At 42.2% G+C, this 25917-nt stretch carries 21 protein-coding genes and 1 tRNA gene; 20 read left to right on the top strand and 2 right to left on the bottom strand.

Going from position 1 to position 25917, the window contains the following annotated elements; translation table 11 throughout:
* Window positions 1-49 precede the first annotated feature (49 nt).
* A complete protein-coding gene (locus tag ACWPKD_RS05425) occupies window positions 50-805 on the bottom strand; it encodes an alpha/beta fold hydrolase (RefSeq protein ID WP_455411659.1) in 756 nt (251 codons plus the stop codon).
* 421 nt (window positions 806-1226) lie between these two features.
* Here ACWPKD_RS05425 and mraZ point away from each other — a divergent pair, with 421 nt between their 5' ends.
* The 20 genes from mraZ (at window position 1227) to ACWPKD_RS05325 (ending at window position 25084) form a co-directional block, all read left to right on the top strand.
* Entirely contained in the window at window positions 1227-1697 is a 471-nt protein-coding gene (mraZ, locus tag ACWPKD_RS05420; RefSeq protein WP_455411658.1) for a division/cell wall cluster transcriptional repressor MraZ, read from the top strand.
* Window positions 1684-2580 carry a 16S rRNA (cytosine(1402)-N(4))-methyltransferase RsmH gene (rsmH, locus tag ACWPKD_RS05415; RefSeq protein ID WP_455411657.1) on the top strand — a complete coding sequence of 299 codons (897 nt, stop codon included), beginning with the start codon at window positions 1684-1686 and terminating at the stop codon, window positions 2578-2580. Before mraZ ends, rsmH begins: the two co-directional genes overlap by 14 nt.
* Before the next feature lie 2 nt (window positions 2581-2582).
* Complete coding sequence (locus ACWPKD_RS05410) at window positions 2583-2927, top strand: FtsL-like putative cell division protein (RefSeq protein ID WP_455411656.1); 345 nt, start codon at window positions 2583-2585, stop codon at window positions 2925-2927.
* On the top strand, window positions 2918-4915 hold the full coding sequence (locus ACWPKD_RS05405; RefSeq protein WP_455411655.1) for a penicillin-binding protein: 1998 nt from the start codon (window positions 2918-2920) through the stop codon (window positions 4913-4915). The genes ACWPKD_RS05410 and ACWPKD_RS05405 overlap by 10 nt, the downstream gene beginning before the upstream one ends.
* Window positions 4912-6375 (top strand): UDP-N-acetylmuramoyl-L-alanyl-D-glutamate--2,6-diaminopimelate ligase, encoded by a 1464-nt coding sequence (locus tag ACWPKD_RS05400; RefSeq protein ID WP_455411654.1) that lies wholly within the window; start codon window positions 4912-4914, stop codon window positions 6373-6375. Before ACWPKD_RS05405 ends, ACWPKD_RS05400 begins: the two co-directional genes overlap by 4 nt.
* Before the next feature lie 80 nt (window positions 6376-6455).
* On the top strand, window positions 6456-7679 hold the full coding sequence (mraY, locus tag ACWPKD_RS05395) for a phospho-N-acetylmuramoyl-pentapeptide-transferase (RefSeq protein ID WP_455411653.1): 1224 nt from the start codon (window positions 6456-6458) through the stop codon (window positions 7677-7679).
* 3 nt (window positions 7680-7682) lie between these two features.
* Complete coding sequence (murD, locus tag ACWPKD_RS05390; RefSeq protein WP_455411652.1) at window positions 7683-9014, top strand: UDP-N-acetylmuramoyl-L-alanine--D-glutamate ligase; 1332 nt, start codon at window positions 7683-7685, stop codon at window positions 9012-9014.
* A gap of 59 nt (window positions 9015-9073) precedes the next feature.
* On the top strand, window positions 9074-10402 hold the full coding sequence (locus ACWPKD_RS05385; protein ID WP_455411651.1) for an FtsW/RodA/SpoVE family cell cycle protein: 1329 nt from the start codon (window positions 9074-9076) through the stop codon (window positions 10400-10402).
* A gap of 72 nt (window positions 10403-10474) precedes the next feature.
* Window positions 10475-11569 (top strand): undecaprenyldiphospho-muramoylpentapeptide beta-N-acetylglucosaminyltransferase, encoded by a 1095-nt coding sequence (gene murG / locus ACWPKD_RS05380; RefSeq protein ID WP_455411650.1) that lies wholly within the window; start codon window positions 10475-10477, stop codon window positions 11567-11569.
* 24 nt (window positions 11570-11593) lie between these two features.
* Complete coding sequence (gene murC, locus ACWPKD_RS05375) at window positions 11594-12940, top strand: UDP-N-acetylmuramate--L-alanine ligase (protein WP_455411649.1); 1347 nt, start codon at window positions 11594-11596, stop codon at window positions 12938-12940.
* The gene (locus ACWPKD_RS05370) at window positions 12937-13659 is read left to right on the top strand and encodes a cell division protein FtsQ/DivIB (protein WP_455411648.1); all 723 of its coding nucleotides are present in this window, start codon (window positions 12937-12939) and stop codon (window positions 13657-13659) included. The genes murC and ACWPKD_RS05370 overlap by 4 nt, the downstream gene beginning before the upstream one ends.
* Window positions 13660-13666: 7 nt before the next feature.
* A complete protein-coding gene (gene ftsA, locus ACWPKD_RS05365) occupies window positions 13667-15082 on the top strand; it encodes a cell division protein FtsA (RefSeq protein ID WP_455411647.1) in 1416 nt (471 codons plus the stop codon).
* A gap of 12 nt (window positions 15083-15094) precedes the next feature.
* Entirely contained in the window at window positions 15095-17059 is a 1965-nt protein-coding gene (gene ftsZ, locus ACWPKD_RS05360; RefSeq protein ID WP_455411646.1) for a cell division protein FtsZ, read from the top strand.
* 266 nt (window positions 17060-17325) lie between these two features.
* Window positions 17326-17772 carry a GatB/YqeY domain-containing protein gene (locus ACWPKD_RS05355; protein WP_455411645.1) on the top strand — a complete coding sequence of 149 codons (447 nt, stop codon included), beginning with the start codon at window positions 17326-17328 and terminating at the stop codon, window positions 17770-17772.
* A gap of 37 nt (window positions 17773-17809) precedes the next feature.
* A tRNA-Arg gene (locus tag ACWPKD_RS05350) sits at window positions 17810-17883 on the top strand.
* Window positions 17884-18208: 325 nt separating this feature from the next.
* Window positions 18209-19015 carry a zinc-dependent peptidase gene (locus tag ACWPKD_RS05345; RefSeq protein ID WP_455411644.1) on the top strand — a complete coding sequence of 269 codons (807 nt, stop codon included), beginning with the start codon at window positions 18209-18211 and terminating at the stop codon, window positions 19013-19015.
* 105 nt (window positions 19016-19120) lie between these two features.
* Window positions 19121-20182, top strand: coding sequence for an efflux RND transporter periplasmic adaptor subunit (locus ACWPKD_RS05340; RefSeq protein ID WP_455411643.1), 1062 nt, complete (start codon window positions 19121-19123; stop codon window positions 20180-20182).
* 7 nt (window positions 20183-20189) lie between these two features.
* Entirely contained in the window at window positions 20190-23279 is a 3090-nt protein-coding gene (locus ACWPKD_RS05335; RefSeq protein WP_455411642.1) for an efflux RND transporter permease subunit, read from the top strand.
* A gap of 4 nt (window positions 23280-23283) precedes the next feature.
* A complete protein-coding gene (locus ACWPKD_RS05330; protein WP_455411641.1) occupies window positions 23284-24588 on the top strand; it encodes a TolC family protein in 1305 nt (434 codons plus the stop codon).
* 73 nt (window positions 24589-24661) lie between these two features.
* Complete coding sequence (locus tag ACWPKD_RS05325; protein WP_455411640.1) at window positions 24662-25084, top strand: CBS domain-containing protein; 423 nt, start codon at window positions 24662-24664, stop codon at window positions 25082-25084.
* A gap of 31 nt (window positions 25085-25115) precedes the next feature.
* Here the strand turns inward: ACWPKD_RS05325 and rpe are convergent, their stop codons facing one another.
* Entirely contained in the window at window positions 25116-25781 is a 666-nt protein-coding gene (gene rpe, locus ACWPKD_RS05320) for a ribulose-phosphate 3-epimerase (RefSeq protein WP_455411639.1), read from the bottom strand.
* Between the last annotated feature and the right edge of the window lie 136 nt (window positions 25782-25917).

The following is a 25917-nucleotide window of genomic DNA, read 5'->3' as shown; positions in this document are numbered from 1 at the left end:
TCATTTTCTATTAAATTTAAAAAGTTACAGGCAACTGTAACTTTTTAGTTTATAAATTCGATTTTGTAAGCCATTCAAGCATTAAACGGTTGAATTCATCAGGATGCTCCATCATAGCGGCATGCCCGCATTTTTCAATCCAGTATAAATCGGAATTCGGTAACAATCGGTTGAATTCTTCTGCTACGTCCGGAGGTGTCACAACATCGTTTCTTCCCCAGATAATGCAGGTTGGTGTTGTCATTTTTGGTAAATCCTTTGCCATGTTATGACGGATTGCGCTTTTGGCAATGGTAAGCGTTTTCAAAAGTTTGATTCGGTCATTTACAGTAGCGTATACATCGTCCACAATCTCTTTGGTGGCTACTTTTGGGTCGTAAAAAACGTCTTCGGCTTTCTTTTTAATGTATTCGTAATCACCGCGTTTCGGGTAACTTTCACCCATTGCGCTTTCGTATAAACCGGAACTTCCGGTTATTACTAATCCGGCCATTTTTTCCGGATACATTTTAGTATGGTATAAAGCGATATGGCCTCCTAAAGAGTTGCCAAGCAAAATCACTTTGTCGAAATCCTTAAAGGTGATAAAGTCTTTTACAAATTTTGAAAAAGCTTTAACGTTGGTTTTTAAAATATTGTTGGTGTATAGCGGCAATTCCGGGATAACAACTTTGTAGCCGTATTTGGGAAAGAAGTTTGCCACGCCATCAAAGTTGCTCAAACCTCCCATAAGACCGTGTAAAATAATGATAGGCGTGCCCTCTCCAGCTTCAAAATATCTGTATTTGCCTTCTTTTTTCAACATGTGTTTCTGGTGTATAATTATCCAATATCAAAATCAGACAAATATATGACTTTCTCCATAAATAGGAAGCTTTCAAAATGAAAATCGAAAATACTTTCTTATTAAAACCGATTTTTCGCCGGTGTTTGGTTTAAGGTTCTAATTATCAACATTTTTCAAAATTTCTGGCTTTTATTGTCGCAAAAAATCTTTTTTAAAATTCTATAAGAAACACGGTCGAAAACAATTTTTGATTGCTGAATTTCTTGTTATTCTTTTAAAATACTGCAATTTCTTTAAAGATTAAGAATGAGAAGTTTAGCAGATTTTCCTACGAATCATTACGGAGGTGTAAAAACTTATCAACAAAGTGGGAATTTGTGGTAAAATGTGGTAAAAAAAACTGTACTTTTGTTCTAAATCAATTCAAAAACCGTTTCGCTTGACGAATATTATCGGAACATACGAGTGTAAAATCGACGCAAAAGGAAGGCTGATGGTGCCGGCTCCGCTGAAGAAGCAATTGCCTTCTTTGGAGGATGGTTTTGTGTTGAAACGTTCGGTTTTCGATAAGTGCGTGGAGCTTTGGCCGAAGTCGGAATGGGATTTGATGATGCTGAAAATCAACAAGCTGAACCGCTTCAATAAGAAAAACAACGATTTCATCCGCAAGTTTATGGCGGGGGTGAAAATGGTGGAGATTGACGATGCCGGCCGTCTGTTGATTTCAAAAGATCTGATTGATTTTGCCCAGATTTCGAAAGATTTGGTGTTGAGCTCTAAAGTGAACATCGTGGAGATTTGGGATAAAGAGTTATATGAACAGGCTATTTCAGGCGACGATATTGATTTTGCTGATTTAGCGGAAGAAGTAATGGGTGATTTAAACGACGATACCAATGGAATATCATAATCCTGTTTTGTTGAAAGAAACTGTGGATGGTTTGGATATCAAGCCGGACGGGGTGTATGTGGATGTGACTTTTGGAGGCGGCGGGCATTCCAGAGAGATCATGCGTCGTTTGGGGCCTAACGGAAAACTGTTTGCCTTTGACCAGGATCAGGATGCTTTAGCGAATGCTATCGATGACGAGCGTTTTACCTTAATACATGAAAATTTCAGGTTCCTGAAGCGGTTTCTTCGCTTTCACGGCGCCAAAGAAGTAGACGGGATTCTTGGGGATTTCGGGGTTTCGTCCCATCAGTTTGATGTGGCGGAACGCGGTTTTTCCACACGATTTGATGCGGAGTTGGACATGCGTATGAACCAGAAGAGCGATATAAGTGCCTATCATGTGGTTAACGAATATGAAGAAGCAGAGTTGCGAAGAATTTTTGCAGAATACGGCGAACTGACCACGGCAAAAGGCTTGGCCAACGCGATTGTAACGGCAAGAAAAGAGCAGCCTATTAAAAATTCGGAACAGCTAAAAAAAGTGTTGGCGAAATTTTTACCGGCACACAAAAGTAATAAGATTTTAGCACAGATTTATCAGGCGATCCGTATTGAGGTGAATCAGGAAATGGATGTGCTGAAAGAGTTTTTGGAGCAATCTTTGGAGGTTTTAAAACCGGGCGGTCGCTTAAGTGTGATTTCGTACCATTCCTTAGAAGACAGATTGGTGAAGCGTTTTATGAAGAACGGCATGTTCGAAGGGGAGCCGGAGCGTGATTTCTTCGGACGTTACGAAGTGCCTTTCAAGTTAATCGGAAAAATGATCGTGCCGACTGAGGAAGAAATTAAAGAAAACAACCGTGCCCGCAGTGCCAAATTGCGAATCGCAGAAAAAAGATAGGGATGAAAGGCGGCGTATACAGTTTGTTAAAAGCGAAATTCCTGATCGACGACGATGCGTTGAAAAACTGGAAATTCATCGTGTTTCTGATTTTACTGGCGATGGTGATGATTGGAAATTCCCACCGTTACGAGCAGAAAACCTACAGAATTACTGAGCTGACCAATGAAGTGAAAGAATTGCGATCGGAATTTGTAGACCGACGTTCCCAGTTGATGGAGCTGAAGATGGAGTCGACAATTTCAAAAGAAATGGAGCCTAAAGGTGTTTTGCCTTCTTCGGTTCCGCCAAAAAAAATTAGAGTAGTAAAAGAAGATAAAGGAATCCTGCGGAATTTATGGCAGTAGACGGTAAAAATACATCTTATAGAATTTATCTGGTAGCCTTCGTGATCTTTACGGTTTCGGTGGCTGTTGCCGTTAAATTAACCAACATCCAATGGGTGGAAGGGGATTATTACCGTAAGCTTGCCAAAGAAAGAACCGTTAAAAATTTCGTGATTCCGGCGAACAAAGGGAATGTGTATTCCGCCGATGGAAGTTTATTGGCGACATCTATCCCGAATTATACCATCCGTTTCGATGCCATGGCACCTACTGCGGAGAATTTTGAGAAGAACGTTAAGCCGTTATCGGATTCACTTGCGCTGGTTTTAGGAAAATCCTCCGGTTATTTTCAATCGGAATTGCGAAAAGCAAGAGCCAATAAAAACCGCTATTATCTTTTAGCCAGAAAACAGAGTTACACAGAATACATGCGCATCAAAAGTTTTCCGTTGTTCAATCTGGGTGCTTACAAAGGCGGGATGATTACCGAGCAGAAAACTGTGCGCGAACATCCCATTGGGAAAATTGCCGAAAGAACTATCGGTTACGAACGTTTCGACGAAAAAGGAAAAGGAACCCGTGTGGGAATTGAAGGTGCTTTCGGTGAATATTTAAACGGGAAAGACGGCCGTCGTCTGATGCAGAAAATTGCCAAAAACCAATGGAAACCCATCAGTGATAACAACGAAATTGAGCCAAGAGACGGTTACGATATCATTTCAACGATTGATGTTTACATTCAGGATATTGCCCACCACGCCTTATTAAAGCAACTGGAATATTATCAGGCAGATCACGGATGTGTGGTGGTAATGGAAACCAAAACCGGCGAAGTAAAAGCGATTTCTAACTTAGGGCGTTCGGAAAGTGGCAGTTATTATGAAACCATAAATTATGCTGTAGCTGAATCGCACGAGCCGGGTTCCACTTTCAAATTGGTGGATTTGATTGCACTTTTAGATGATGAAAAAGTCGATACCAGCAAAGTTTACGATTGCAAAGGAGGGAAAATTATTTACAGAGGAAGACCTGTTCGTGATTCTAACGGAAAAGGATACGGAAAAATTTCATTAGCCCGCGGTTTTGAATTGTCGTCCAATACGGTTTTGGTTCAGGCGGTATATGAAAATTATAAAGACAATCCGGAACAATTCGTGAACAGAATCAACGGGCTTGGACTGAACAAACCTCTGGGATTACCATTCAAAGGAGAAGGGAAACCGTATATTCCGCAACCGAGCGATAAAAGATGGTCGGCCATTGCTTTGCCATGGATGGCTTATGGTTACGGAGTCTCTATGACACCTTTACAAACCTTAACGCTTTATAATGCAGTGGCAAACAATGGTGAAATGGTAAAGCCGCAATTTGTTAAGGAAATCAAAGAGTGGAACAAAACCATAAAAAAATACGACAAGCAGGTAATCAACCCTAAAATATGTTCCGATGAAGCCTTGGCGAAAATCAAAGCGGTTTTAGGAAATGTGGTAAAAAAAGGAACGGGTTCAAAATTGTATTCCAAAGATTTCTCGATGGCCGGAAAAACCGGAACCGCCCAAATGAATTACCATAAGGGTGAAGGAGAAATGTATTATGCATCATCCTTCGTAGGTTTCTTTCCTGCCGATGAACCAAAATATTCCTGCGTGGTTGTGGTTCACAAGCCGAATGTAGCGGCCGGATATTATGGTGCCGATGTAGCCGGTCCGGTTTTCAAAAGAATTGCACAAAAGATTTTTACCGATGTGCCATCCACCAATGAAATCAAAAAACTGAACGTTCGCTATAAAAGCCAGGAGAAAAATTACGCCGAATATTATAACAAGGTTCAGAAGAAAGAAGCAGTTGTGCCCAATGTGAAAGGAATGACTGGTATGGACGCTGTGGCGATGCTGGAGAATTTCGGCATGAAAGTGAAAGTGGTAGGTACGGGACGTGTGAAACAACAATCCATACAACCGGGGCAGGTTTTCAGAAAAAATCAACTCATAACATTGGAATTATCGTGAAGATTTTAAAAGACATATTATATAAAGTAGCCATCGAAGCGGTAAAAGGTTCGACGGATATCGAAGTGAATAAAATCGAATTCGATTCCAGAAAAGTGGTTTCGGATGACATTTTTGTAGCCATCAGAGGAACCGTTTCCGACGGACATGATTTTATCGAAAAAGCAATCAATTTGGGTGCAACGGTTATCGTTTGTGAGGAAATGCCAGGTTTGATTGTTGAAGGCATTACGTATGTTCAGGTGAATAATACCAACAGTGCTTTGGCTTATATGGCGGCAAATTTCTACGGAAATCCTTCAGCCGAACTGAAACTGGTAGGTGTGACCGGAACCAACGGAAAAACCACGATTGCCACTTTGTTGTATCAGTTATTTAAGAATGCGGGGTATAAAGTAGGTTTGCTGTCTACCGTTAAAATCATGGTGGATGAAACCGAATACAAAGCCACGCATACCACACCGGATTCTTTGACCATCAACTATTATTTAAGCGAAATGATAGCGGAAGGCTGTGATTATTGCTTCATGGAAGTAAGTTCACACGGGATCCATCAGAAAAGAACGGAAGGTTTGCATTTCGAAGGCGGAATCTTTACCAACCTGTCGCACGATCATTTGGATTACCATGCCACGTTTGCCGAATACCGCGACGTGAAAAAATCCTATTTCGATAATTTGCCGAAAACCGCGTTTGCCATCACTAATGTTGATGATAAAAACGGTACGGTAATGTTACAGAATACAAAAGCCAAAAAGCTTACGTATGCTTTAAAATCCTACGCGGATTACAGAGCGCAGGTGTTGGAAAACCAATTGTCCGGCTTGCTGATGAAAATCAACGATCAGGAAGTTTGGGTGCGTTTGATCGGTTCGTTCAATGCATACAATCTGTTGGCGATTTTCGGAACTGCGGTGCAATTAGGAATGGAAGAACAGGAAGCTTTACGCCTGTTAAGTGAGTTGGAAAGTGTTTCCGGCCGTTTCCAGTTTATCGTTTCCGAATCGAAAATCACGGCGATAGTGGATTATGCTCATACGCCTGATGCTTTGGAAAACGTATTGAAAACCATTCAAGATATCCGTACCAAAAACGAACAGTTGATCACTGTTGTAGGTTGTGGCGGTGACCGTGATAAAACCAAACGTCCTATAATGGCTAAAATTGCTTCTGAAATGAGTGATAAGGCCATATTTACTTCTGATAATCCGAGAAGTGAACAACCCGAAGCCATCATCGAAGACATGGAAAAAGGTGTGGAAGGACAAAATTTCAAGAAAACCATTTCCATAGTCGATAGAAAACAGGCTATTAAAACCGCCTGTCAGTTGGCGCAAAGCGGAGATATTATTTTGATCGCCGGAAAAGGGCATGAAACCTACCAGGAAATTCAGGGTGTGCGACATGATTTCGACGATATGAAAATTGTAAAAGAATTATTAGAACAATTAAACAAGTAGTCAGTAATAAGAATTCAGAAGGCAGTTGACAAGGGTTTATACGCCATAAAGAATCGAAAACTAACCAAAAACTAAAGAGTATGCTGTATTATTTCTTCGAATATTTGCACAAAACAATGGATGTGCCGGGAGCAGGGGTTTTTCAATACATTACCTTCCGCTCCGGATTGGCCATTATCCTGTCGTTGATGATTTCCACTATTTACGGGAAACGCATCATCAATTTCTTAAGAAGACAGCAAATCGGGGAAACCGTTCGCGAATTAGGGCTGGAAGGTCAAACGCAGAAAGCGGGAACACCTACGATGGGAGGTTTGATCATTATCTTTTCGACTTTGATTCCGGTATTGTTGTTGGCGAAACTGGATAATATTTACGTGATGTTATTGATTGTGACCACACTTTGGATGGGTACTATCGGTTTTATCGACGACTATATCAAAATTTTCAAAAAAGATAAAGAAGGATTGAAGGGAATCTTCAAAGTGATCGGTCAGGTGGGCTTGGGGCTTATCGTGGGTTCGGTTTTGTATTTCCATCCGGGCGTTACTGTAAGAAATGATACGGCTACAACCGATGTTTTTAAAGAAGGAACCGTAATTACAGCAGTGGCAAAAGAAGAAAAATCAACGGCTACGACTATTCCTTTCTTCAAAAATAACGAATTCGATTATGCGGAAATTCTGGCTTGGGCCGGAGACGATTACAAAGATTATGCCTGGTTGATTTTCATTCCGGTAGTAATTTTTATCATCACGGCAGTTTCCAACGGAGCTAACCTTACAGACGGTATTGACGGTTTGGCGGCAGGGACTTCTGCGATTTCGGTGCTCACCCTCGGGATTTTTGCTTTCGTTTCGGGTAACATCATCTTTTCGAATTACCTGAACATTATGTACATCCCGAATTCCGGTGAAATGACGGTCTATATTGCGGCCTTTGTAGGGTCGCTCATTGGCTTCCTTTGGTACAACGCTTATCCGGCTTCTGTTTTTATGGGTGACACGGGTAGTTTGACCATTGGTGGAATCATCGCGGTATTAGCCATTGCGGTTCGTAAAGAATTATTGATTCCGGTACTGTGCGGAATTTTCTTAGCGGAGAATTTATCGGTAGTGCTTCAGGTTTCCTATTTTAAATACACCAAGAAGAAATATGGGGAAGGCCGACGCATTTTCCTGATGTCGCCGTTACACCATCATTACCAGAAAAAAGGCTATCACGAAAGTAAAATCGTAACCCGCTTCTGGATTGTAGCCATACTGTTAGCGATCTTTTCATTAGTATCCTTAAAACTAAGATAATTTATGCGGTTAGTAGTTTTAGGAGGAGGAGAAAGCGGCGTTGGGACTGCGATCCTCGGGAAGAAAAAAGGGTATGAGGTTTTTGTCTCTGATTATGGGGAAATCAAGAACAACTATAAAGAAGTTTTGATTTTGAACCAGATTCCGTGGGAAGAGAAACAGCATACCGAGGAGTTGATTCTGAATGCCGATGTGGTTATGAAAAGCCCAGGTATTCCAGACAAGTCCAATATTGTAAAAGTTCTTAAACAAAATAACATTCCGATTATTTCCGAAATTGAATTCGCGAGTCAGTTTACCGACGTGGTAACAATCGGGATTACGGGAAGTAACGGAAAAACCACCACCACGATGTTAACGCATCATTTGCTGAAGCAGGGTGGGATGAACGTGGGAATAGCCGGAAATATCGGTAAGAGTTATGCCTGGCAGATTGCGGAAAACAAATACGAAGCTTATGTTTTGGAGCTAAGCAGTTTTCAGCTGGACGGGATTATAGACTATCGCCCGCACATAGCTGTGATGACGAACATCAGCCCTGATCATTTGGACCGATACAATTATGATTATGATTTGTACATCGCTGCCAAATTCAGAATCACTAAAAACCAAACCGAAGATGACTATTTTGTATACGATGACGATGATGAAGCGATAGTAAAATGGTTATCCGAAAATGAAATACGAGCCAAAAAAATTCCTTTTTCCCTGTTGAAAACATACGAAGAAGGCGCTTACGCAGACGACAACAACATAACGACCAACATTAATAACGAAGAATTTACCATGCCAATCAACGAACTAGCTTTAGAAGGAAAACACAATGTGAAAAACGCAATGGCGGCTACTACGGTTGCGCAATTAATGCGTATCCGAAAAGAAACCATCCGTGAAAGTTTATCCAACTTCCAGGGTGTGGAGCATCGTTTGGAAAAAGTGTTGAAAATTCAGAATGTGCAGTACATCAACGATTCTAAAGCAACGAACGTCAATGCAACTTTCTTCGCCTTGGACAGTATGAACACGCCAACTGTATGGATTGTTGGAGGTGTGGACAAAGGAAACGATTACAGCGAATTGATGTCGTTGGTTCGTGAAAAAGTAAAAGGAATTGTTTGTCTGGGTGTAGATAATACAAAAATCATGCAGGCCTTTGGTGAGGTGGTTGATGTTATGGTTGAAACAACGAGCATGGTTGAAGCGGTTAAAATAGCACAACGCATGGCTGAGAAAGGCGATACGGTTTTGTTGTCACCGGCTTGCGCAAGTTTTGACTTGTTTGATAATTACGAAGACAGAGGAAAGCAGTTTAAAAACGCTGTTCAGAATTTGTAGACAGAGTATAGGATATAGAATAGAGACAGGGTTACTTAAGAAACTCGCAAATAAATAAAATGAAAGAACTGTTAGGAAAATTAAAAGGTGACAAAGGAATATGGGCATTCGTAGCCCTATTGTCGCTGTTTTCCTTTATGCCGGTTTTCAGTGCCAGTACCAATTTGGTGTATGTAGTGGGGAACGGCTCGATAATTGGCCACTTGATCAAGCATCTGGTGCACGTTTTTATCGGGTTCTGCTTTATTTATTTTGTACATCGTACGCCGTATCATTATTTTAAAGCATTCTCCTGGTGGCTGTTGCCGGTTGTAATTGCCTTGTTAGGTTTTACGATGCTACAGGGAACAACTATTGGTGGTGCGAATGCCAGCCGTTGGTTGAAAATCCCGTTCGTGGGCGTGTCGTTTCAGCCGTCCGCTTTTGCCTTCATTGTGATGATGGTTTATGTGGCGCGATATCTGTCAAAGATTGAGGATAAGGAGTATACATTTAAATCGTCATTTATCGAGTTATGGCTGCCGGTTTTTGGAATAATTGGCTTAATTTTGCCGGCCAATTTTTCGACAGCTGCCCTTATGTTTTCCATGGTGTGTATGCTGGTTTTTGTTGGCCGATACCGTTTACAGTATCTGTTTACGATTATAGGATTGGGTATTGCAGCATTGCTTTTATTCGTGTTGATTGCGAAAGCTTTTCCGGATAATAAACTGACCAGCCGTGTAAATACCTGGATGGCTCGTATCGAACGCTTCAGTTCCGATGTGCCGAATGAGGACGATTATCAGATTGAAAAAGCGAAAATTGCAATAGCTTCCGGGAAAGTATATGGTTTAGGGCCGGGGAAAAGTGTTCAGAAAAACTTTCTGCCGCAGTCTTCTTCCGATTTTATTTTCGCCATTATCGTGGAGGAATACGGTTTGATAGGAGGATTGGCTATTATGGGGCTTTATCTGTTGTTGTTCTTTCGTTTTCTGGTCGCCTCGCATAAAGCACCAAGTATGTTTGGAAAGTTGCTCATAGTCGGGCTCGGGTTTCCAATCGTGTTTCAGGCGTTTACGAACATGGGCGTTGCAGTGGAGTTGTTGCCAACGACGGGACAAACTTTACCGTTAATCAGTAGTGGGGGAACCTCGATTTGGATGACGTGCATCGCCATCGGTATCATTTTAAGCGTAACCAAGAAGGAAGAAGAAGTAGCTCAGATTGAAGCGGAGGCCAAACAAAGAGATGAAGCTTTACAGCGAATCATAGACAGAGAAGTAGCGCTTGAGGAAGAGAAGAAAAACGAAATTGACGAAATCATCGAAAGGGCGAAGAAAGGAGAGAATTATTCTATCGAGGACCAATCCGATAATCCGATGAATGCGGTGTTAGGGAAAGAGTAAGGAAAGAGAAAAGAGCCAAGAAAATAGAATATTGAGAATAGAACAAAGAAGGTTTTCAGAAACGGAAAGAAGATGAAAGACAATCCAAAATTCATAATCAGCGGAGGCGGAACCGGAGGACATATTTATCCGGCGGTGGCGATTGCGAACGAACTGAAAAGCCGTTTTCCAAAAGCGGATATTCTTTTTGTGGGCGCCAGCGATAAGATGGAAATGCAGAAAGTGCCACAAGCCGGTTATCCGATCAAAGGATTGTGGATTGCGGGAATTCAAAGAAAACTGACCTTGCAAAACGCAATGTTTCCGTTAAAGCTGATTTCGAGTTTAGCGAAGTCTTTCGGAATATTAAAAAGTTTCAAGCCGGATGTGGTAATCGGGACCGGAGGTTTTGCCAGCGGCGCCGTTTTAAAAGTAGCTTCCATGATGGGAACGCCAACGGTAATACAGGAACAGAATTCCTATCCGGGCATCACCAATAAACTGTTAAGTAAAAAGGCGAATAAAATCTGTGTTGCCTACGAAAATCTGGAGCGCTTTTTTCCAAAAGAAAACATGATTTTAACCGGTAATCCGGTGCGTCAGGATTTGATTTCAGTAGCTGATAAAAGAACTGAGGCTGCTGCGTATTTTAAACTCGATCCGGCCAAAAAAACATTGTTGGTTTTAGGAGGAAGTTTAGGTGCGAGAAGAATCAATCAGTTAATCGCAAAAGAATTGGAATTTCTGTTGTCGCAAAACGTTCAAATCATTTGGCAATGCGGCAAGTTGTATTTTGAAGAATACAAGCATTTTGATGAGAAAGAAAATGTACAAGTGTTGTCGTTTATTGATCGTATGGATTTGGTTTACGCCGCAGCTGATGTTGTGATTTCGCGTTCCGGAGCCTCATCCGTTTCAGAATTGTGTATTGTGGGCAAACCGGTGATTTTTATTCCGTCGCCTAATGTGGCTGAAGATCATCAGACCAAAAATGCAAAAGCCATTGTAGATAAAAACGGTGCGATTTTATTAAAAGAAGCAGATTTAGACGCTCAGTTTGAAACCGTTTTTCAGGATTTGATTTCGAATTCGGAGAAGCAAAACCAATTGAGTGCAAACATAAAAGAGTTGGCTTTGCCCAACGCTACAAAAGATATTGTGGATGAGATTGTAAAACTGATTAAGTAATCCATCTTAAAAAGCAAAATAAGAATGAACCTGAACCAAATACAAAACGTCTATTTCATCGGAATCGGAGGCATCGGAATGAGTGCTCTTGCGCGTTATTTCAAGTTTATTGGTAAGAATGTGGCAGGATATGATAAAACCCCGACACATTTAACGGATGAATTGCTACAGGAAGGTATCCAGATTCATTTTGAAGACAATGTAAAATTAATTGGGCAGGACTATCTGAATAAAGAAAATACGCTGGTAGTGATCACGCCGGCGGTTCCGAAACACCATACCGAATGGAATTACTTTCTGGATAATGGTTTTGAAGTAAGAAAACGCGCGGAAGTATTGGGGATTATCACCAAAGACACCTTCTGTTTTGCCGTTGCTGGAACCCATGGAAAAACTACAACGTCCAGTATTTTGGGCCATATTTTATACGAAAGCGGTGCCGATGTAACTTCGTTTTTAGGCGGAATCGTTGAAAATTACAATTCCAACTTAATCGGAAAAGGGAAAACCGTAACCGTGGTGGAAGCCGATGAATTCGATCGTTCATTTTTGCACCTGCACCCGAACATTGCTTGTGTAACTTCAATGGATGCGGATCATTTGGATATTTACGGGGATAAATCCTCGATAGAAGCTTCCTTTATCGAATTTGCCAATAAAGTGGACGACAAGTCCAACTTGTTTGTAGTGAATGGTTTGCCGATTGATGCTATAACGGTCGGTATCAATGATGATTCAAAGTTTGTAGCTAAAAATATTAGAATAGAAGACGGCTGGTATGTTTTCGATGTGGAAACACCAACTGAGAAAATACAGAATCTGAAATTCGGTCTGCCGGGCCGACATAACCTGACTAATGCGTTACTGGCTTTGGCGATGGCTAAAACATTTGGAACCCCAACAGAAGACATTGCCAAGGCTCTTTTGTCTTTCAGGGGCGTACGCCGTCGTTTTTCGTTCCAGATCCGCAAGCCGGAATTTGTGTACATCGACGATTATGCGCACCACCCGACGGAAATCAACGCGGTACACCAAGCGGTTCGCGAGTTGTATCCGGGTAAGAAAGTGTTGGCGGTTTTTCAGCCGCATTTGTTCAGCAGAACCCGTGATTTTGCAGATGATTTTGCCAAAAGCCTGTCGCAGTTCGACGAAGTTTTTCTGATGGAAATCTATCCGGCGCGAGAATTGCCGATGGAAGGCATCACTTCAAGTTGGCTGTTGGATAAAATGGAGAATGACAATAAGCGATTAGTGCAAAAAGAAGAACTGATTTCCTTAATGCAAGCCTCTGATGCTCCGGTAGTTGTGACAATCGGCGCAGGCGATGTGGGGGAAATGGTTCCTGAGATTAAAAAAGCATTGGAAAGATGAAGAAAATTAAGTGGTCGGATGTGCGTTTAGTGCTCATGATTGGTGTCATGATTTTTCTGTATTCGTTTTCCACCATGCGAAACGAAGCCCGTAAAATTGTGAAAACGGATGTTGCATTTACTGGGGAAAACAACCCTTTTGTGACACATGAAACGGTTAATAACTTGTTAATACAAAATTTTAACGGTGCTTCCACTATACAAAAAGATAAATTAGATTTGAATAGTTTAGAGCATGCCCTCGACAAGAACAAAATGATTGAGAAAGCCGAAGTGTATGCGACTATAGACGGAACCCTTAAAGCGCTCGTTACACAGAAGACCCCAATCGCAAGAGTTAGCAACGAAAAAGGTTCTTATTACATTGACTATCAAGGAGAAGAAATGCCGTTGTCGGACAATTTTGCCGCGCGCGTGCCACTTCTGTCCGGTGAAATGAATGAGGAGAACAAGGCTGGATTGGTGGAAGTTTTCAAGAAAATACACGACGATGATTTCTTGAAGAAAAACATTACCGGAGTGCAGATTCTGCCGACGGGAAGTCTGGAAATGACGAACAGGAATTACGAGTATCGGATTCTTTTCGGGCGGACGATTAACATTGATAAAAAGTTTAACAATTACAAAGCCTTTTATCAGCACGCCTTGAAAGATACTTTGGTAGGAAAGTATAAGTTGATTAATTTGAAGTTTACACAACAGGTTGTGTGCACCAAATAGCAGAAAAATGGAAAAAGAAAGTATTGCAGTAGGATTAGACATCGGGACCACGAAGATCGTGGCGATGATCGGCAAGAAAAATGAGTACGGGAAATTGGAGATCTTAGGCGTTGGAAAATCCAAAAGCCTTGGTGTGGCACGTGGTGTGGTAAACAATATTACACAGACCATTCAATCGATTCAGCAGGCAATTATCGAAGCTGAAGCTGATTCAGGTTATAAAATCAACGATGTGGTGGTGGGTATTGCCGGCCAGCACATCCGCAGTATTCAGCACAGCGACTATATCAGCCGTCCTAATCCGGAAGAAGTGATTGGGGATGCCGATATCGACATGCTGATCAATCAGGTGCACAAATTGGCCATGTTGCCGGGTGAAGAAATCATCCATGTGTTGCCGCAGGAGTTTAAAATCGATGGCGAATCCGAGATCAAAGAGCCAATCGGAATGTACGGCGGTCGTTTGGAAGCAAGTTTTCATGTAGTGGTTGGACAGGCTTCGTCTATCCGTAACGTTGGAAGATGCATCAAAAGTGCCGGATTGGATTTGTCCGGGTTGACTTTAGAACCATTGGCTTCGGCTGATGCGGTTTTAAGTCAGGAAGAAAAAGAAGCCGGAGTGGCGTTGATCGATATCGGTGGTGGAACCACGGATTTGGCCATTTTCAAAGATGGAATCATTCGTCATACCGCGGTAGTGCCTTTCGGTGGAAACGTGATTACGGAAGATATCAAGGAAGGTTGTTCGATTATCGAAAAACAGGCGGAATTGTTAAAAGTGAAATTCGGTTCGGCTTGGCCGGGTGAAAATAAAGACAACGAAATCGTTTCGATTCCGGGGTTAAGAGGGCGTGAGCCTAAGGAAATCTCCTTAAAGAATCTTTCGAAAATCATTCACGCGCGAGTAGTGGAAATTATCGAGCAGGTCTTTTCGGAAATCAAAGCTTATGGTCATGAAGATCCCCGTAAAAAGTTAATTGCAGGAATTGTGTTGACCGGAGGAGGTTCTCAGTTGAAGCATATCAAACAATTGGTGGAATACATCACTGGAATGGATACCAGAATCGGTTACCCTAACGAGCATTTGGCGGGGAATTCAGATGAGGAAATTTCTAGCCCGATGTACGCAACAGCTGTTGGTTTGGTGATGAACAGCATCCGAAACAACACCAAAAGCGCCACGCCACTGGTGGAAATGAAGCGACCGGAACCAAAAATCGAAATAAAACAGCCGGTCTATCAACAACCGGTAGTTGAAGAAGAAGAAAGGGAATTGGTGCATGAAGAACATATCTTCGAGCAGCCAAAAGCTGAAGCGCAAAGGCCTCATGTGGAAATGGAATCCACAGGAGATAAGATCAAGAGAGGCTTTTTTGACAAGTATATAGACAAGATTAAAGAATTTTTAGATAACGCAGAATAAAACCGATACAGTATGGAAAGCAACAACGAATTTGGAAGTATTTCATTTGATTTGCCGAAAAATCAATCAAATGTGATTAAAGTTATTGGTGTAGGTGGCGGTGGTAGCAATGCCATTAACCACATGTTTAAGCAGGGGATTGTAGGGGTGGATTTCGTAATCTGTAATACCGATTCTCAAGCGTTGCAAAACAGTCCGGTGCCTAACAAAATTCAGTTAGGATTAAGTTTAACCGAAGGTCTTGGAGCAGGAGCAAATCCTGAAGTAGGCCAACAATCGGCATTGGAAAGTATCGAAGAAATAGAAAAGATGTTGGACAGCAACACCAAGATGATCTTCATCACTGCCGGTATGGGTGGTGGTACAGGTACAGGTGCAGCTCCGGTAATCGCACAATTGGCTAAGGAAAGGGATATTTTAACTGTAGGTATCGTAACCATTCCGTTCCAGTTTGAAGGCAAAGTGCGTTCCGAGCAGGCGTTGCAGGGTGTGGAGAAACTGCGCAAACACGTCGATTCTTTAATCGTTATCAACAATAATAAGTTAAGAGAAGTATACGGAAACCTAGGGTTCAAATCCGGGTTCTCCAAAGCGGATGAAGTGTTGGCAACCGCTTCACGTGGTATCGCGGAAGTAATTACCAATCACTACGCGTTGAACATCGACTTGCGTGATGCGAAAACCGTGTTGTCAAACAGCGGAACAGCAATCATGGGGTCGGCTACGGCATCGGGTGAGAGCCGAGCAAAAGATGCAATCGTGGCAGCTTTGGATTCTCCGTTATTGAACGATAATAAGATTACCGGTGCGAAAAATGTATTGTTGCTAATCGTTTTCGGAACCAACGAAATCACGATGGACGAAATGGGTGAAATCAACGATTACATCCAGACCGAAGCGGGTTACAGTGCGAACATCATCATGGGTGCCGGTGAAGATGAGTCGTTAGGAGACGCTGTCTCTGTTACGATCATCGCTACAGGTTTCAATGTAGAACAACAAGCGGAAATCGTGAATTCTGAGCCTAAAAAGATCATCCACACGTTAGAGGGTGAGCAGAAACTAGTGCAGGATTTAACGCAGAAACCAATTGTTCCTTCTTTTGATTTTTCTTCAATCGCTCAGGAAGTGAAGCCAGAGCCGGTAGTGGAAGTTACTCCGGTAGCAGCCGAAGAAAAAATCGTTTTTGCTTTAGAGGAGGAAGTAGAGGTAGTGGAAAAAAAGCCGATAGCGGAAGTGGATTTGATTCCGACTTCTGAATTCATCAATAACCTGGACGTTTTCTTTGAAATTGTTTCCCCGGTAAAAGAGGAACCGAAATTTGAAATCAAAGACATCCGCGAAATAGAAGTTTTCGGTGCTGAAATCGTGAAACCCGAAGTAAAAGAAGTGCAGGAACAGATTTCGTTCTCCTTTGATTTAACTAACGGTGGGGTTTCTACAAACGACGACCGTCTGGTTTTTGATTTAACGGAAGAAACCCGTGAAATGAAAGTAACCGAGCCTGTACAGGTAGTTCCGGTAACGGAGGTAAACGAATCAGGCGTAGTGCGTTATTCTTTGGACGATTATATGGAAAAAGAAAACGAACTGGCGGCTACCAAACCGGTGGCAGAGGTGAAAGAAGAGCCGGTTGCTCCGGAGTTGGACATCACCATGAGAAAATCTGAAGAGCCTGCTCCTGTGGTGCAGTCGTTCTTTGATGATGTGTCTCCGGTGGAAATGACCATTGAAGAAACGCTTCGTATGCGTGCGGAAGAGCGCAAAAGAAAAATGAAAGAGTTCAACTATAAATTCAACAACAGCGCGACCCGTGTGAATGAATTAGAGCGTGAACCAGCGTATAAAAGAATGGGGGTGGATTTGAATGCTGCTCCTGTAGACAATAGTAAATCACGTATGTCATTAGGGTTTGACAGTAACGACGACGTTCAGTTGCGTTCCAACAACTCCTTCCTTCATGACAATGTGGATTAACTAACCCAATGAGAAACCTTTAACCCGAAGCCAAAAGTTTCGGGTTATTTTTTTATCTTCGCAGGGCAAAATTTTTAATGGTTTTTGGAGCGACCCGAGTGATAGCGAATTGGCGAAGTAATGGACAGTTTGTGTCTGGGAGCCTTAATCCCGTCATCCGCTTTATCTCGTTACGAATAACGAGACCGCTACTGTCGGGGCTAGGCAGGAAACCTTTTGAATTTTTGCAATCGAAATATCAAATAACCGAATAAACAACTACAGATATGAGTTTAGGAGCACAAATCATGGACGAGATGAAAACCGCCATGAAAGCAAAAGATACCGTAGCATTAGAAGCATTACGCGCTATTAAATCCGAGATTTTATTGGCACAGACTTCTGCGGGTGGAGGTGATTTAACGGCGGAAGACGAAATCAAATTACTTCAGAAGCTGGTAAAACAAAGAAAAGACAGCGCCGCTATTTTCAACGAACAAAACCGTGCAGATTTAGCAGAGCCGGAATTGGCTCAGGTAGCGGTAATCGAGAAATTCTTGCCGGCACAGTTGTCCGAAGCGGAAGTGGAAGCGATTGTGGCTAAAATCATCGCGGCAACCGGAGCAAGCGGAATGGCGGCTATGGGCCAGGTAATGGGTCAGGCTTCCAAAGAATTAGCCGGTCAGGCGGATGGGAAAACCATTTCGACTGTCGTGAAGAAATTATTAGTATAAAAATAGTTGCGGATTGCAGTATTGGCGTCCGCAAACCGGCCTCGTAGTTCAACTGGATAGAATATCAGATTTCGGCTCTGAGGGTTGGGGGTTCGAACCCCTCCGAGGTCACGAATAAATAAAAGAGAATAAGGAAAATGTCCAAGCTTGCTTGAGCATTTTCCTTATTCTCTTTTATTTTCAAAGCGGAGCTTTGTAGGGGAAGGCGTAGCCAACCCCTTCGTGTAAATGGTTTTTTGTCCAAGCTTGCTTGAGTTTTTCCTTCAAACTGATTGGCGCAGTAATCAATCCCTTGATTTGTGTTTTCTTCTCTATTGTGTTTCAAAAAAGGCTTTCAAAATCCTTAGCGAAAATTCACTCATCGATGCTAAATTTGAAAACTTCTGTTAAGAATATTTCGTATATTTCCTGAAATATTTAACCCAATTCCTAACGTATGCCTTTAGAAGACATCTTGTTAGCTGTAATCGTGCTTATGTTTGTCGGACTCCTTGCTTTTAGAGTCTTCGAGCAAGGCTATATCGCTTTTTACAACAGGCCGCTTTACGTCCATTTTTATCCCTTTTCCAAAAGGCTGACCCGTCGTCAGCGTTCCTTTCTTAAAAAAGGGTTTGTGTTTTATCAGAAGTTGCCCATTAAAGAGAAGAAATACTTCGAATACCGCGTGGCCGATTTTATAGCCGAATACGAATTTGTGGGGAAAGACGGTCTGAAAGTGACTGACGAAATGAAAGTCCTGATAGGCGCTACTTCCACCATGCTTACTTTTGGAATGAAACATTATCTGTATGATGTTTTTGAACGCATCATCATTTATCCGGACGAATATTATTCCACCATGAACGATGAATTTCATAAAGGGGAATTTAACCCGATGGTGAAAGCGATTGCGTTTTCCTGGAAGGATTTTTTGGAAGGGTACAGTATCGAGAACGACAACCATAACCTGGGGCTTCATGAATTTGCCCATGCGCTCAATTTTCAGGCCATGAAAAGCAATAATAGCAGCATGACGATTTTCTCGGATATGTTCAAGGAAATCCTGGAAGATATCCATCATCCGCCTAATGCTAAAAAGCTCGTGGAATCGGATTATTTCCGGATTTATGCCTACACTAATAAATTTGAATTCCTGGCCGTGGTTTTGGAACATTTTTTTGAGACTCCAAAGCGTTTCAAGCAGGAATTTCCGGAGTTGTTTCACAAAGTTGAGCTCATGATTAACTTCAAGGAAAGTCGCTAAATTTTTGTTAAAAACTCTTCAAAATTAGCGGTATAGGTTTGATAAGAAGTAGCTTTGTTTATCCAAATCAACAGATCGAAATCTAAAAGCTACTATCTTACTTTTATGAAATCAAAATACATAATTTATACGTTGCTCTCCGTAGTGTTGGGAGGGCTGATTGTTTACCGTATTTCCGAAAATAAAACCAAAGACGATGGAGGGAAAGGAAAAAACGGAGGAGATAAAAAGCCGGCAAAAGTAACCGGTATTGTTTTGAAACCACAGGTCTTTTCCGATAATCTGTCACTTTCTGGTTCCATAGATGCCAACGAGCAGGTGGAAGTACGCAGTGAAGTGTCCGGAGTCGTGGAAAGTATCAATTTTGCAGAAGGAAGTTACGTGAGCAAAGGCCAGCAGCTCTTAAAAATAAACGACTTGGAACTCAGGGCCCAACTTTCCCAGGCGAGAACCAAACAAACCCTGGCCTCCGAAAACGAAAGAAGAGCCCGTTTGCTGTTAGAAAAAGAAGCGATCAGCCAGGAGGAATACGACATCGCCAGTGCCGATTTTCGTTCCGCGAAAGCACAAACCCAGCTTATACAGGCACAAATCGCCAAAACTTCGGTGCGAGCTCCCTTTTCAGGAAAAATAGGCTTGCGTTCCATCTCAAAAGGAAGTTATGTGACCCCAACGACTTTAGTGACCAATCTGGTCAATACGAGTCAGGTGAAGATCACGTTTTCCATTCCGGAGAAATACGCCGGTCAGATGAAGGTAAATACCAGTATTTCGTTCACGATTGCAGGTTCAAAAGAAAAATTTGCGGCTAAAATCTATGCCATCGAGCCCGGAATCGAAGTGACTACCCGTACATTGAAAATGAGAGCGCTTGCGGAAAATGGTCAAGGGAAATTAATACCGGGAACCTTTGCCAACATCGCCTTGCCGTTAGAAAATATTAATGATGCCTTATTGGTGCCTACAGAAGCGCTTATTCCGGTGCAAAACGGTAAGAAAGTATTTGTTTCGGTTAACGGAAAAGCCAAAGAAATAATGGTGGAAACAGGAACAAGAACCGATAAAGACATTTTAGTGCTCTCCGGACTCAAAGCAGGCGATACGGTTTTGACCAGTGGGGTAATGACACTGAAAGACGATGCTCCGGTAAAAGTAACGGTAAAGTAAGACAGGTATGAGTTTATCGACTTTAAGCATTAAACGACCGGTTCTGACCATAGTGCTGAACCTGCTGCTGATCCTTTTCGGGATTATCGGCTATACGTTTCTTGGGGTACGCGAATTTCCGTCCATTGATCCGGCCCAGATTTCCGTGCAAACGAATTATTCCGGTGCCAATGCCGATATCATCGAATCCCAAATAACGGAACCACTTGAAAAAGCAATTAATTCCATAGACGGGATTCGTAATATTTCTTCGTCCAGTAGTCAAGGGCGTAGTAGTATCAGTATCGAATTCAATCTGGATAAAAATCTTGAGGAAGCCGCGAATGATGTGCGGGATAAAGTTTCACAAGCCGTTCGGAGTTTGCCACAGGATATCGATGCGCCGCCTGTAGTGTCCAAAGCGGATGCGGATTCCGAGCCGATTATCACCATGACGGTGCAAAGTGATAATAAGAATGTTCTTGAGCTTTCCGATTATGCGGATAATGTTTTGTCACAGCGTTTACAGAGCATTCCGGGCGTTAGCAGCGTTCAGATCTGGGGCTTGCGAAAATATGCCATGCGTTTGTGGATCGATCCGGTTAAACTTGCGTCTTACGGTTGTACAGTCGCCGATGTGCGTACCGCGCTGAATAAACAAAATGTGGAATTGCCCTCCGGAAAACTAACCGGTGCAAATACCGAATTGACAGTAAAAACCATTGGGAATATTTCTACGGAAGAAGGTTTTAACGATATCATCATCAAAGCGGAAGGTGATAAAATTGTCCGTTTGAGCGATGTTGGAAAAGCCTCGCTGGAAGCTGAGAACCTCGAGACCAAACTTTCCGATTCCGGACAACCGATGGTCGGGATGGCGATAATTCCGCAACCGGGAACCAATTACCTTGATATAGCCGAAAAATTCTACGAGCAATACGGCCAATTGCAGAAAGATTTACCTAAAGATTTTAAACTGAACATCGCCATCGACAACACGGTTTTTGTTGAGAAGGCTGTTTTGGAAGTTGCAGAAACGCTTTTGCTTTCCCTTGTTCTGGTGGTCTTGATCATTTACCTTTTTTTCAGGGATTGGGCAATCGCTTTCCGACCGTTGATTGATATACCGGTTTCGTTGATTGCGACCTTTTTTATCATGTATTTATGCGGCTTTTCCGTAAACGTACTGACCTTGTTGGCTATTGTGTTGGCAACCGGATTGGTGGTTGACGACGGAATCGTGGTCACCGAAAATATTTTCAAGAAAGTGGAAGAAGGCATGTCTCCGATTGAAGCCGCCATCAAAGGTTCCAACGAAATTTTCTTTGCGGTTATTTCCATTTCAATTACGTTGGCCGCTGTATTCTTACCGGTTATTTTCCTGGAAGGTTTCGTGGGGCGATTGTTCCGAGAATTTGGCGTGGTGATTGGCGCTGCCGTATTGATATCGGCCTTTGTGTCCTTAACGCTTACGCCGATGTTAAACGCGTATTTGATGAAAGGCGGCGAACAGAAGAAATCAAAATTCTATGAATTGACGGAGCCTCTTTTTGAAAAAATGAATTCCGGTTATGCTGAAGCGCTGACAGGTTTTATGAAGAAAAAATGGTTGAGTTTCCCGATTCTGATTGCGTGTTTCGGATTGATTTATCTTTTCTTCAGCATCCTGCAAAAAGAGACTGCACCGTATGACGACAGAAGTTTTATCGGGGTAAACGTTACGGCCCCGGAAGGTGCTTCCTACGAGTATATGGATCGTTTTATGTCGGAACTTACGGAGTTGATTAACGATTCCGTCCCGGAGAAAAAAGTGAGTTTGATTATCACTTCGCCCGGTTTCGGGTCGTCTTCGGTAAACAGCGGTCGTGCCCGAATTGCTTTGGTGCAGCCCAATGAAAGAGAAAAAACACAAAAAGAAATCGCGGAAAACCTGACCAAATGGACCAAGCAGTATACTGAAGCAAAAGTATCCGTTTCCGAATCGCCGACTATTGCGGTGAACCGTCGTGGCGGAATGCCTGTACAGTTTGTGATTCAGGCGCCGAACTTTAAAAAACTGGAGGAGAAAATCCCGCAGTTTATGGAGGAAGTGGCGAACGATCCGACGTTTTCCAATTCGGATGTGAATCTTAAGTTTAATAAACCCGAGATTTATGTGACCATCGATCGTGAAAAAGCGCAAAGTTTAGGGGTTTCAATTATTGATGTGGCTCAGACGCTGCAATTGTCGTTAAGCGGCCAGCGTTTCGGTTATTTCATGCGAAACGGGAAACAATATCAGGTGATGGGGCAGTTCGATAAAAAAGACAGAAATGCACCAATGGACCTGACGTCTATTTTTGTGAAAAACGATAAAGGCGAACTCATCCAGCTGGATAATCTGGTTACGATGGAAGAGCAGAGCAGTCCTCCGCAATTGTATCACAACAACCGATATATGTCGGCTACGGTTATGGCCGGTCTGGCCCCGGGTAAAAGTATCGGTGACGGAATTGACGCCATGGAACGCATCAAAGAAAAAGTGCTCGACGATACCTTTACCACCGATTTGAGCGGTGAATCCCGTGACTTTTTAGAGAGCAGCTCCAATACGTCGTTTGCTTTCGGATTGGCCCTTTTGTTGATCTTTCTGATTCTGGCAGCGCAGTTTGAGAGTTTTATCGATCCGTTCATTATTATTTTAACGGTACCGATGGCGGTAGCGGGAGCTTTGTTTTCGCTTTGGCTGTTCGGGCAAACCTGGAATATTTTCAGTCAGATCGGAACGGTAATGCTGATCGGTTTGGTGACTAAAAATGGAATCTTAATTGTAGAATTTGCGAATCAGTTAAGGGAACAAGGGAAATCGAAATACGAGGCAATCATTCAGGCTTCGGAATCCCGTCTGCGCCCTATTTTAATGACCAGTTTGGCTATTGCCTTAGGCGCTTTGCCGATTGCTCTGTCTTTAGGTGCTGCCTCGACCAGTAGAATTGGTATGGGAGTGGTCATTGTAGGTGGAACGCTGTTTTCACTGATGCTGACGTTGTTTGTTATTCCGGCGATTTACCTGATGTGGTCGCGGGAGAAAAAACACCGTCCGGAATTCGATAATCTTGATAAATATGAAAAGGAATAAGGCTATGAAAAAGGTATTGTTTCCCATCATTGTATTGCTTGCTTTTTTGCAATCCGTTAAGGCTCAGGAAGTATTGACCTTGGAAAACGCCGTGCAGCTTGCCTTGAAAAATAATTATGAGATCCGATTGGCCTCCAATGAACTCAAAATCGATGAGACCAATTTCGGAGTGGCTAATGCCGGAATGTTGCCTCAGGTTAATGCGACTTTTACACAAAACAATAATATACAGAACACTAAGCAAACCCAATCCAACGGCGATGTTCGGGAATTGGATAACGCTAAGAACAACAGTATGAGCTATGGCGTGAACATGGGCTGGACCGTTTTTAACGGTTTTAGGATGTTTGCCCGTTACGATCAGTTAAAAGAATTGCAGAAACAAGGGGAGACGGAGTTGAAGCTAACGATCATGGCCAAAGTAAGCGATGTGATGACGGGTTATTATGATTTGGTGCAGCAACAGCAAATGATCCGGGCGCTTGATACGACTATCATCATTTCAAAACAACGTCTGAAAACTGCGGAAAACCGTTTTACCATTGGGAAAGCCGCAAAACTGGAAGTGTTGAATGCACAGGTCGATCTGAATACAGATTTGTCCAATCTGCTCAAGCAAAAAGAATTGTATCAGAATGCTAAAATACGTTTTAACGAGTTGCTGGCCCGTGAAACCGATATAGATTTTACAGTAGTGGAATTCGGAGTAACCGATGATAAATTGCAATTAGCGGAATTGCGCGAACTCACGAAAAACCAAAACCCTCAAATGCAGTTGGCGGTAATTAACAAAAGAGTGGCAGAGCTGAATCTGAAGCAGGTAAGAGCGAATCGTTATCCGACCGTAAACCTGAATGCAGGCTATGTTTTTACTGAAAGCGAGTCAAGTTTAGGTTTTACTTCGCAATCTTCCTCTCGTGGGTTGAATTATGGTGTTTCGGCCTCGATCCCTGTTTTTAACGGATTTCTGCAAAGCCGTAATGAGAAAGTGGCGAAACTTCAGGTTGAGAATTCAGCTATGGTAATCGAGCAGCAAAATAAGGCGGTTGATGTGCAGCTGGCGACGGCGTATCAAACCTATAAAACCACTCTGGAATTGGTTAAACTCGAGCAGGAAAATGAAGCTATAGCCAAACGTAATTTAGAAATCACTTTGGATAAGTTTAAAATCGGGACCATTACTACTTTGGAATTTCGAACCGCTCAGGAAAATTATATCAATGCCGTAGCAAGACACAGTAATGCTAAATTTCAGGCCAAAATCTCTGAGATTGCTTTACAGGAAATCTCTGGGAATATAAAATTCTAAAAACGACTGATTTCTGCCTTGTATTTTGTAATTTTATAATAGTGATTTTATTGATAATCAATAGTTTACGATTATGAAACAGCATGTGCCCGTGTCGACAATCATGACACAGAATATAATTAAGCTCAATTTGACGGATGATTTGACCAAGGCAGAGAGTTTGTTTAAAGGTCATAAAATCAGACACATTCCTGTTGTGGACGGAAGTCATATCATCGGAATTTTAAGCTATACGGATTTACTGCGGATTTCTTTTGCCGATGCGGTGGACGACGACGATGAAGTGATCGATACCACGGTTTACAACATGTTTACCCTTGAACAGGTCATGACCAAAAAAGTGGTCTGTGTTGCACCGGAAACTACTATAAAAGAAACAGCTGAAATACTAGCTTCTAATGAATTCCATGCACTTCCCGTCTGTACTGGAGATTTGCTGGTGGGCATCGTAACCACAACGGATTTAATCCGCTACCTCTTGGAGCAATACAAATAAAAAAAGCGCTGTAATTAGCGCTTTTTTGTTTTTATAAACTGGTGATTTTCTTTAAATCGGCAATTGTTTCGATTGGGTTTTCTGCTTTGAAAACGAAACTTCCGGCTACTAATACATCGGCTCCGGCCTCCACTAGCTGTCTGGCGTTTTTATTGGTTACCCCGCCGTCAATTTCGATTAGGGTGGCAGCACCGTTTCTGTTGATGATTTCCTTCAGTTGTTTTACCTTTTTATAGGTGTTTTCAATAAACGACTGTCCTCCAAATCCCGGGTTTACACTCATGATACATACCAAATCAATATCGTTGATCACATCTTCCAAAAGCGAAACATTGGTATGCGGGTTTAAAGCAACTCCGGCTTTCATGCCTTCTGCCTTGATGGCTTGCAAGGTGCGGTGTAAATGGGTAGAAGCTTCGTAATGAACCGTTAAAATATCAGTTCCTAAGTCTTTAAAGGTTTTGATGTAACGATCAGGGTCTACGATCATCAGGTGAACATCGATCGTTTTTTTAGCATGTTTGTTGATGGCTTCCAAAACCGGCATTCCAAAAGAAATGTTGGGTACAAATACACCGTCCATGATGTCGATGTGAAACCAGTCAGCCTCACTTGTATTAATCATTTCCACATCGCGTTGTAAGTTGGCAAAATCAGCTGCCAATACAGAAGGTGCAATAATTGCTTGTTTACTCATTATAAAGTGTGTTGTTGTGTTTGAAGGTGCAAAGATAGTTATTACTTATAAGTTTAAAGATATAACTAATGGGTTTTTGGATGCTTTTTAATTGTATTTTAACGCTAATGGATTGAAATTCAGATTGAGTTTGTGA

It is taken from the genome of Flavobacterium pedocola (assembly GCF_053764385.1).
Note: the sequence above shows the minus strand (reverse complement) of the source record. Positions and strands in the feature narration are given on the sequence as shown.

Excerpts from the sequence above, each read along its gene's own strand:
- ACWPKD_RS05425 (WP_455411659.1), bottom strand. The coding sequence starts at position 805 with ATGTTGAAAAAAGAAGGCAAATACAGATATTTTGAAGCTGGAGAGGGC.
- rsmH (WP_455411657.1), top strand. The coding sequence starts at position 1,684 with ATGGAATATCATAATCCTGTTTTGTTGAAAGAAACTGTGGATGGTTTG.
- ACWPKD_RS05410 (WP_455411656.1), top strand. The coding sequence starts at position 2,583 with ATGAAAGGCGGCGTATACAGTTTGTTAAAAGCGAAATTCCTGATCGAC.
- ACWPKD_RS05405 (WP_455411655.1), top strand. The coding sequence starts at position 2,918 with ATGGCAGTAGACGGTAAAAATACATCTTATAGAATTTATCTGGTAGCC.
- mraY (WP_455411653.1), top strand. The coding sequence starts at position 6,456 with ATGCTGTATTATTTCTTCGAATATTTGCACAAAACAATGGATGTGCCG.
- murD (WP_455411652.1), top strand. The coding sequence starts at position 7,683 with ATGCGGTTAGTAGTTTTAGGAGGAGGAGAAAGCGGCGTTGGGACTGCG.
- ACWPKD_RS05385 (WP_455411651.1), top strand. The coding sequence starts at position 9,074 with ATGAAAGAACTGTTAGGAAAATTAAAAGGTGACAAAGGAATATGGGCA.
- murG (WP_455411650.1), top strand. The coding sequence starts at position 10,475 with ATGAAAGACAATCCAAAATTCATAATCAGCGGAGGCGGAACCGGAGGA.
- murC (WP_455411649.1), top strand. The coding sequence starts at position 11,594 with ATGAACCTGAACCAAATACAAAACGTCTATTTCATCGGAATCGGAGGC.
- ACWPKD_RS05370 (WP_455411648.1), top strand. The coding sequence starts at position 12,937 with ATGAAGAAAATTAAGTGGTCGGATGTGCGTTTAGTGCTCATGATTGGT.
- ftsA (WP_455411647.1), top strand. The coding sequence starts at position 13,667 with ATGGAAAAAGAAAGTATTGCAGTAGGATTAGACATCGGGACCACGAAG.
- ftsZ (WP_455411646.1), top strand. The coding sequence starts at position 15,095 with ATGGAAAGCAACAACGAATTTGGAAGTATTTCATTTGATTTGCCGAAA.
- ACWPKD_RS05355 (WP_455411645.1), top strand. The coding sequence starts at position 17,326 with ATGAGTTTAGGAGCACAAATCATGGACGAGATGAAAACCGCCATGAAA.
- ACWPKD_RS05345 (WP_455411644.1), top strand. The coding sequence starts at position 18,209 with ATGCCTTTAGAAGACATCTTGTTAGCTGTAATCGTGCTTATGTTTGTC.
- ACWPKD_RS05340 (WP_455411643.1), top strand. The coding sequence starts at position 19,121 with ATGAAATCAAAATACATAATTTATACGTTGCTCTCCGTAGTGTTGGGA.
- ACWPKD_RS05335 (WP_455411642.1), top strand. The coding sequence starts at position 20,190 with ATGAGTTTATCGACTTTAAGCATTAAACGACCGGTTCTGACCATAGTG.
- ACWPKD_RS05330 (WP_455411641.1), top strand. The coding sequence starts at position 23,284 with ATGAAAAAGGTATTGTTTCCCATCATTGTATTGCTTGCTTTTTTGCAA.
- ACWPKD_RS05325 (WP_455411640.1), top strand. The coding sequence starts at position 24,662 with ATGAAACAGCATGTGCCCGTGTCGACAATCATGACACAGAATATAATT.
- rpe (WP_455411639.1), bottom strand. The coding sequence starts at position 25,781 with ATGAGTAAACAAGCAATTATTGCACCTTCTGTATTGGCAGCTGATTTT.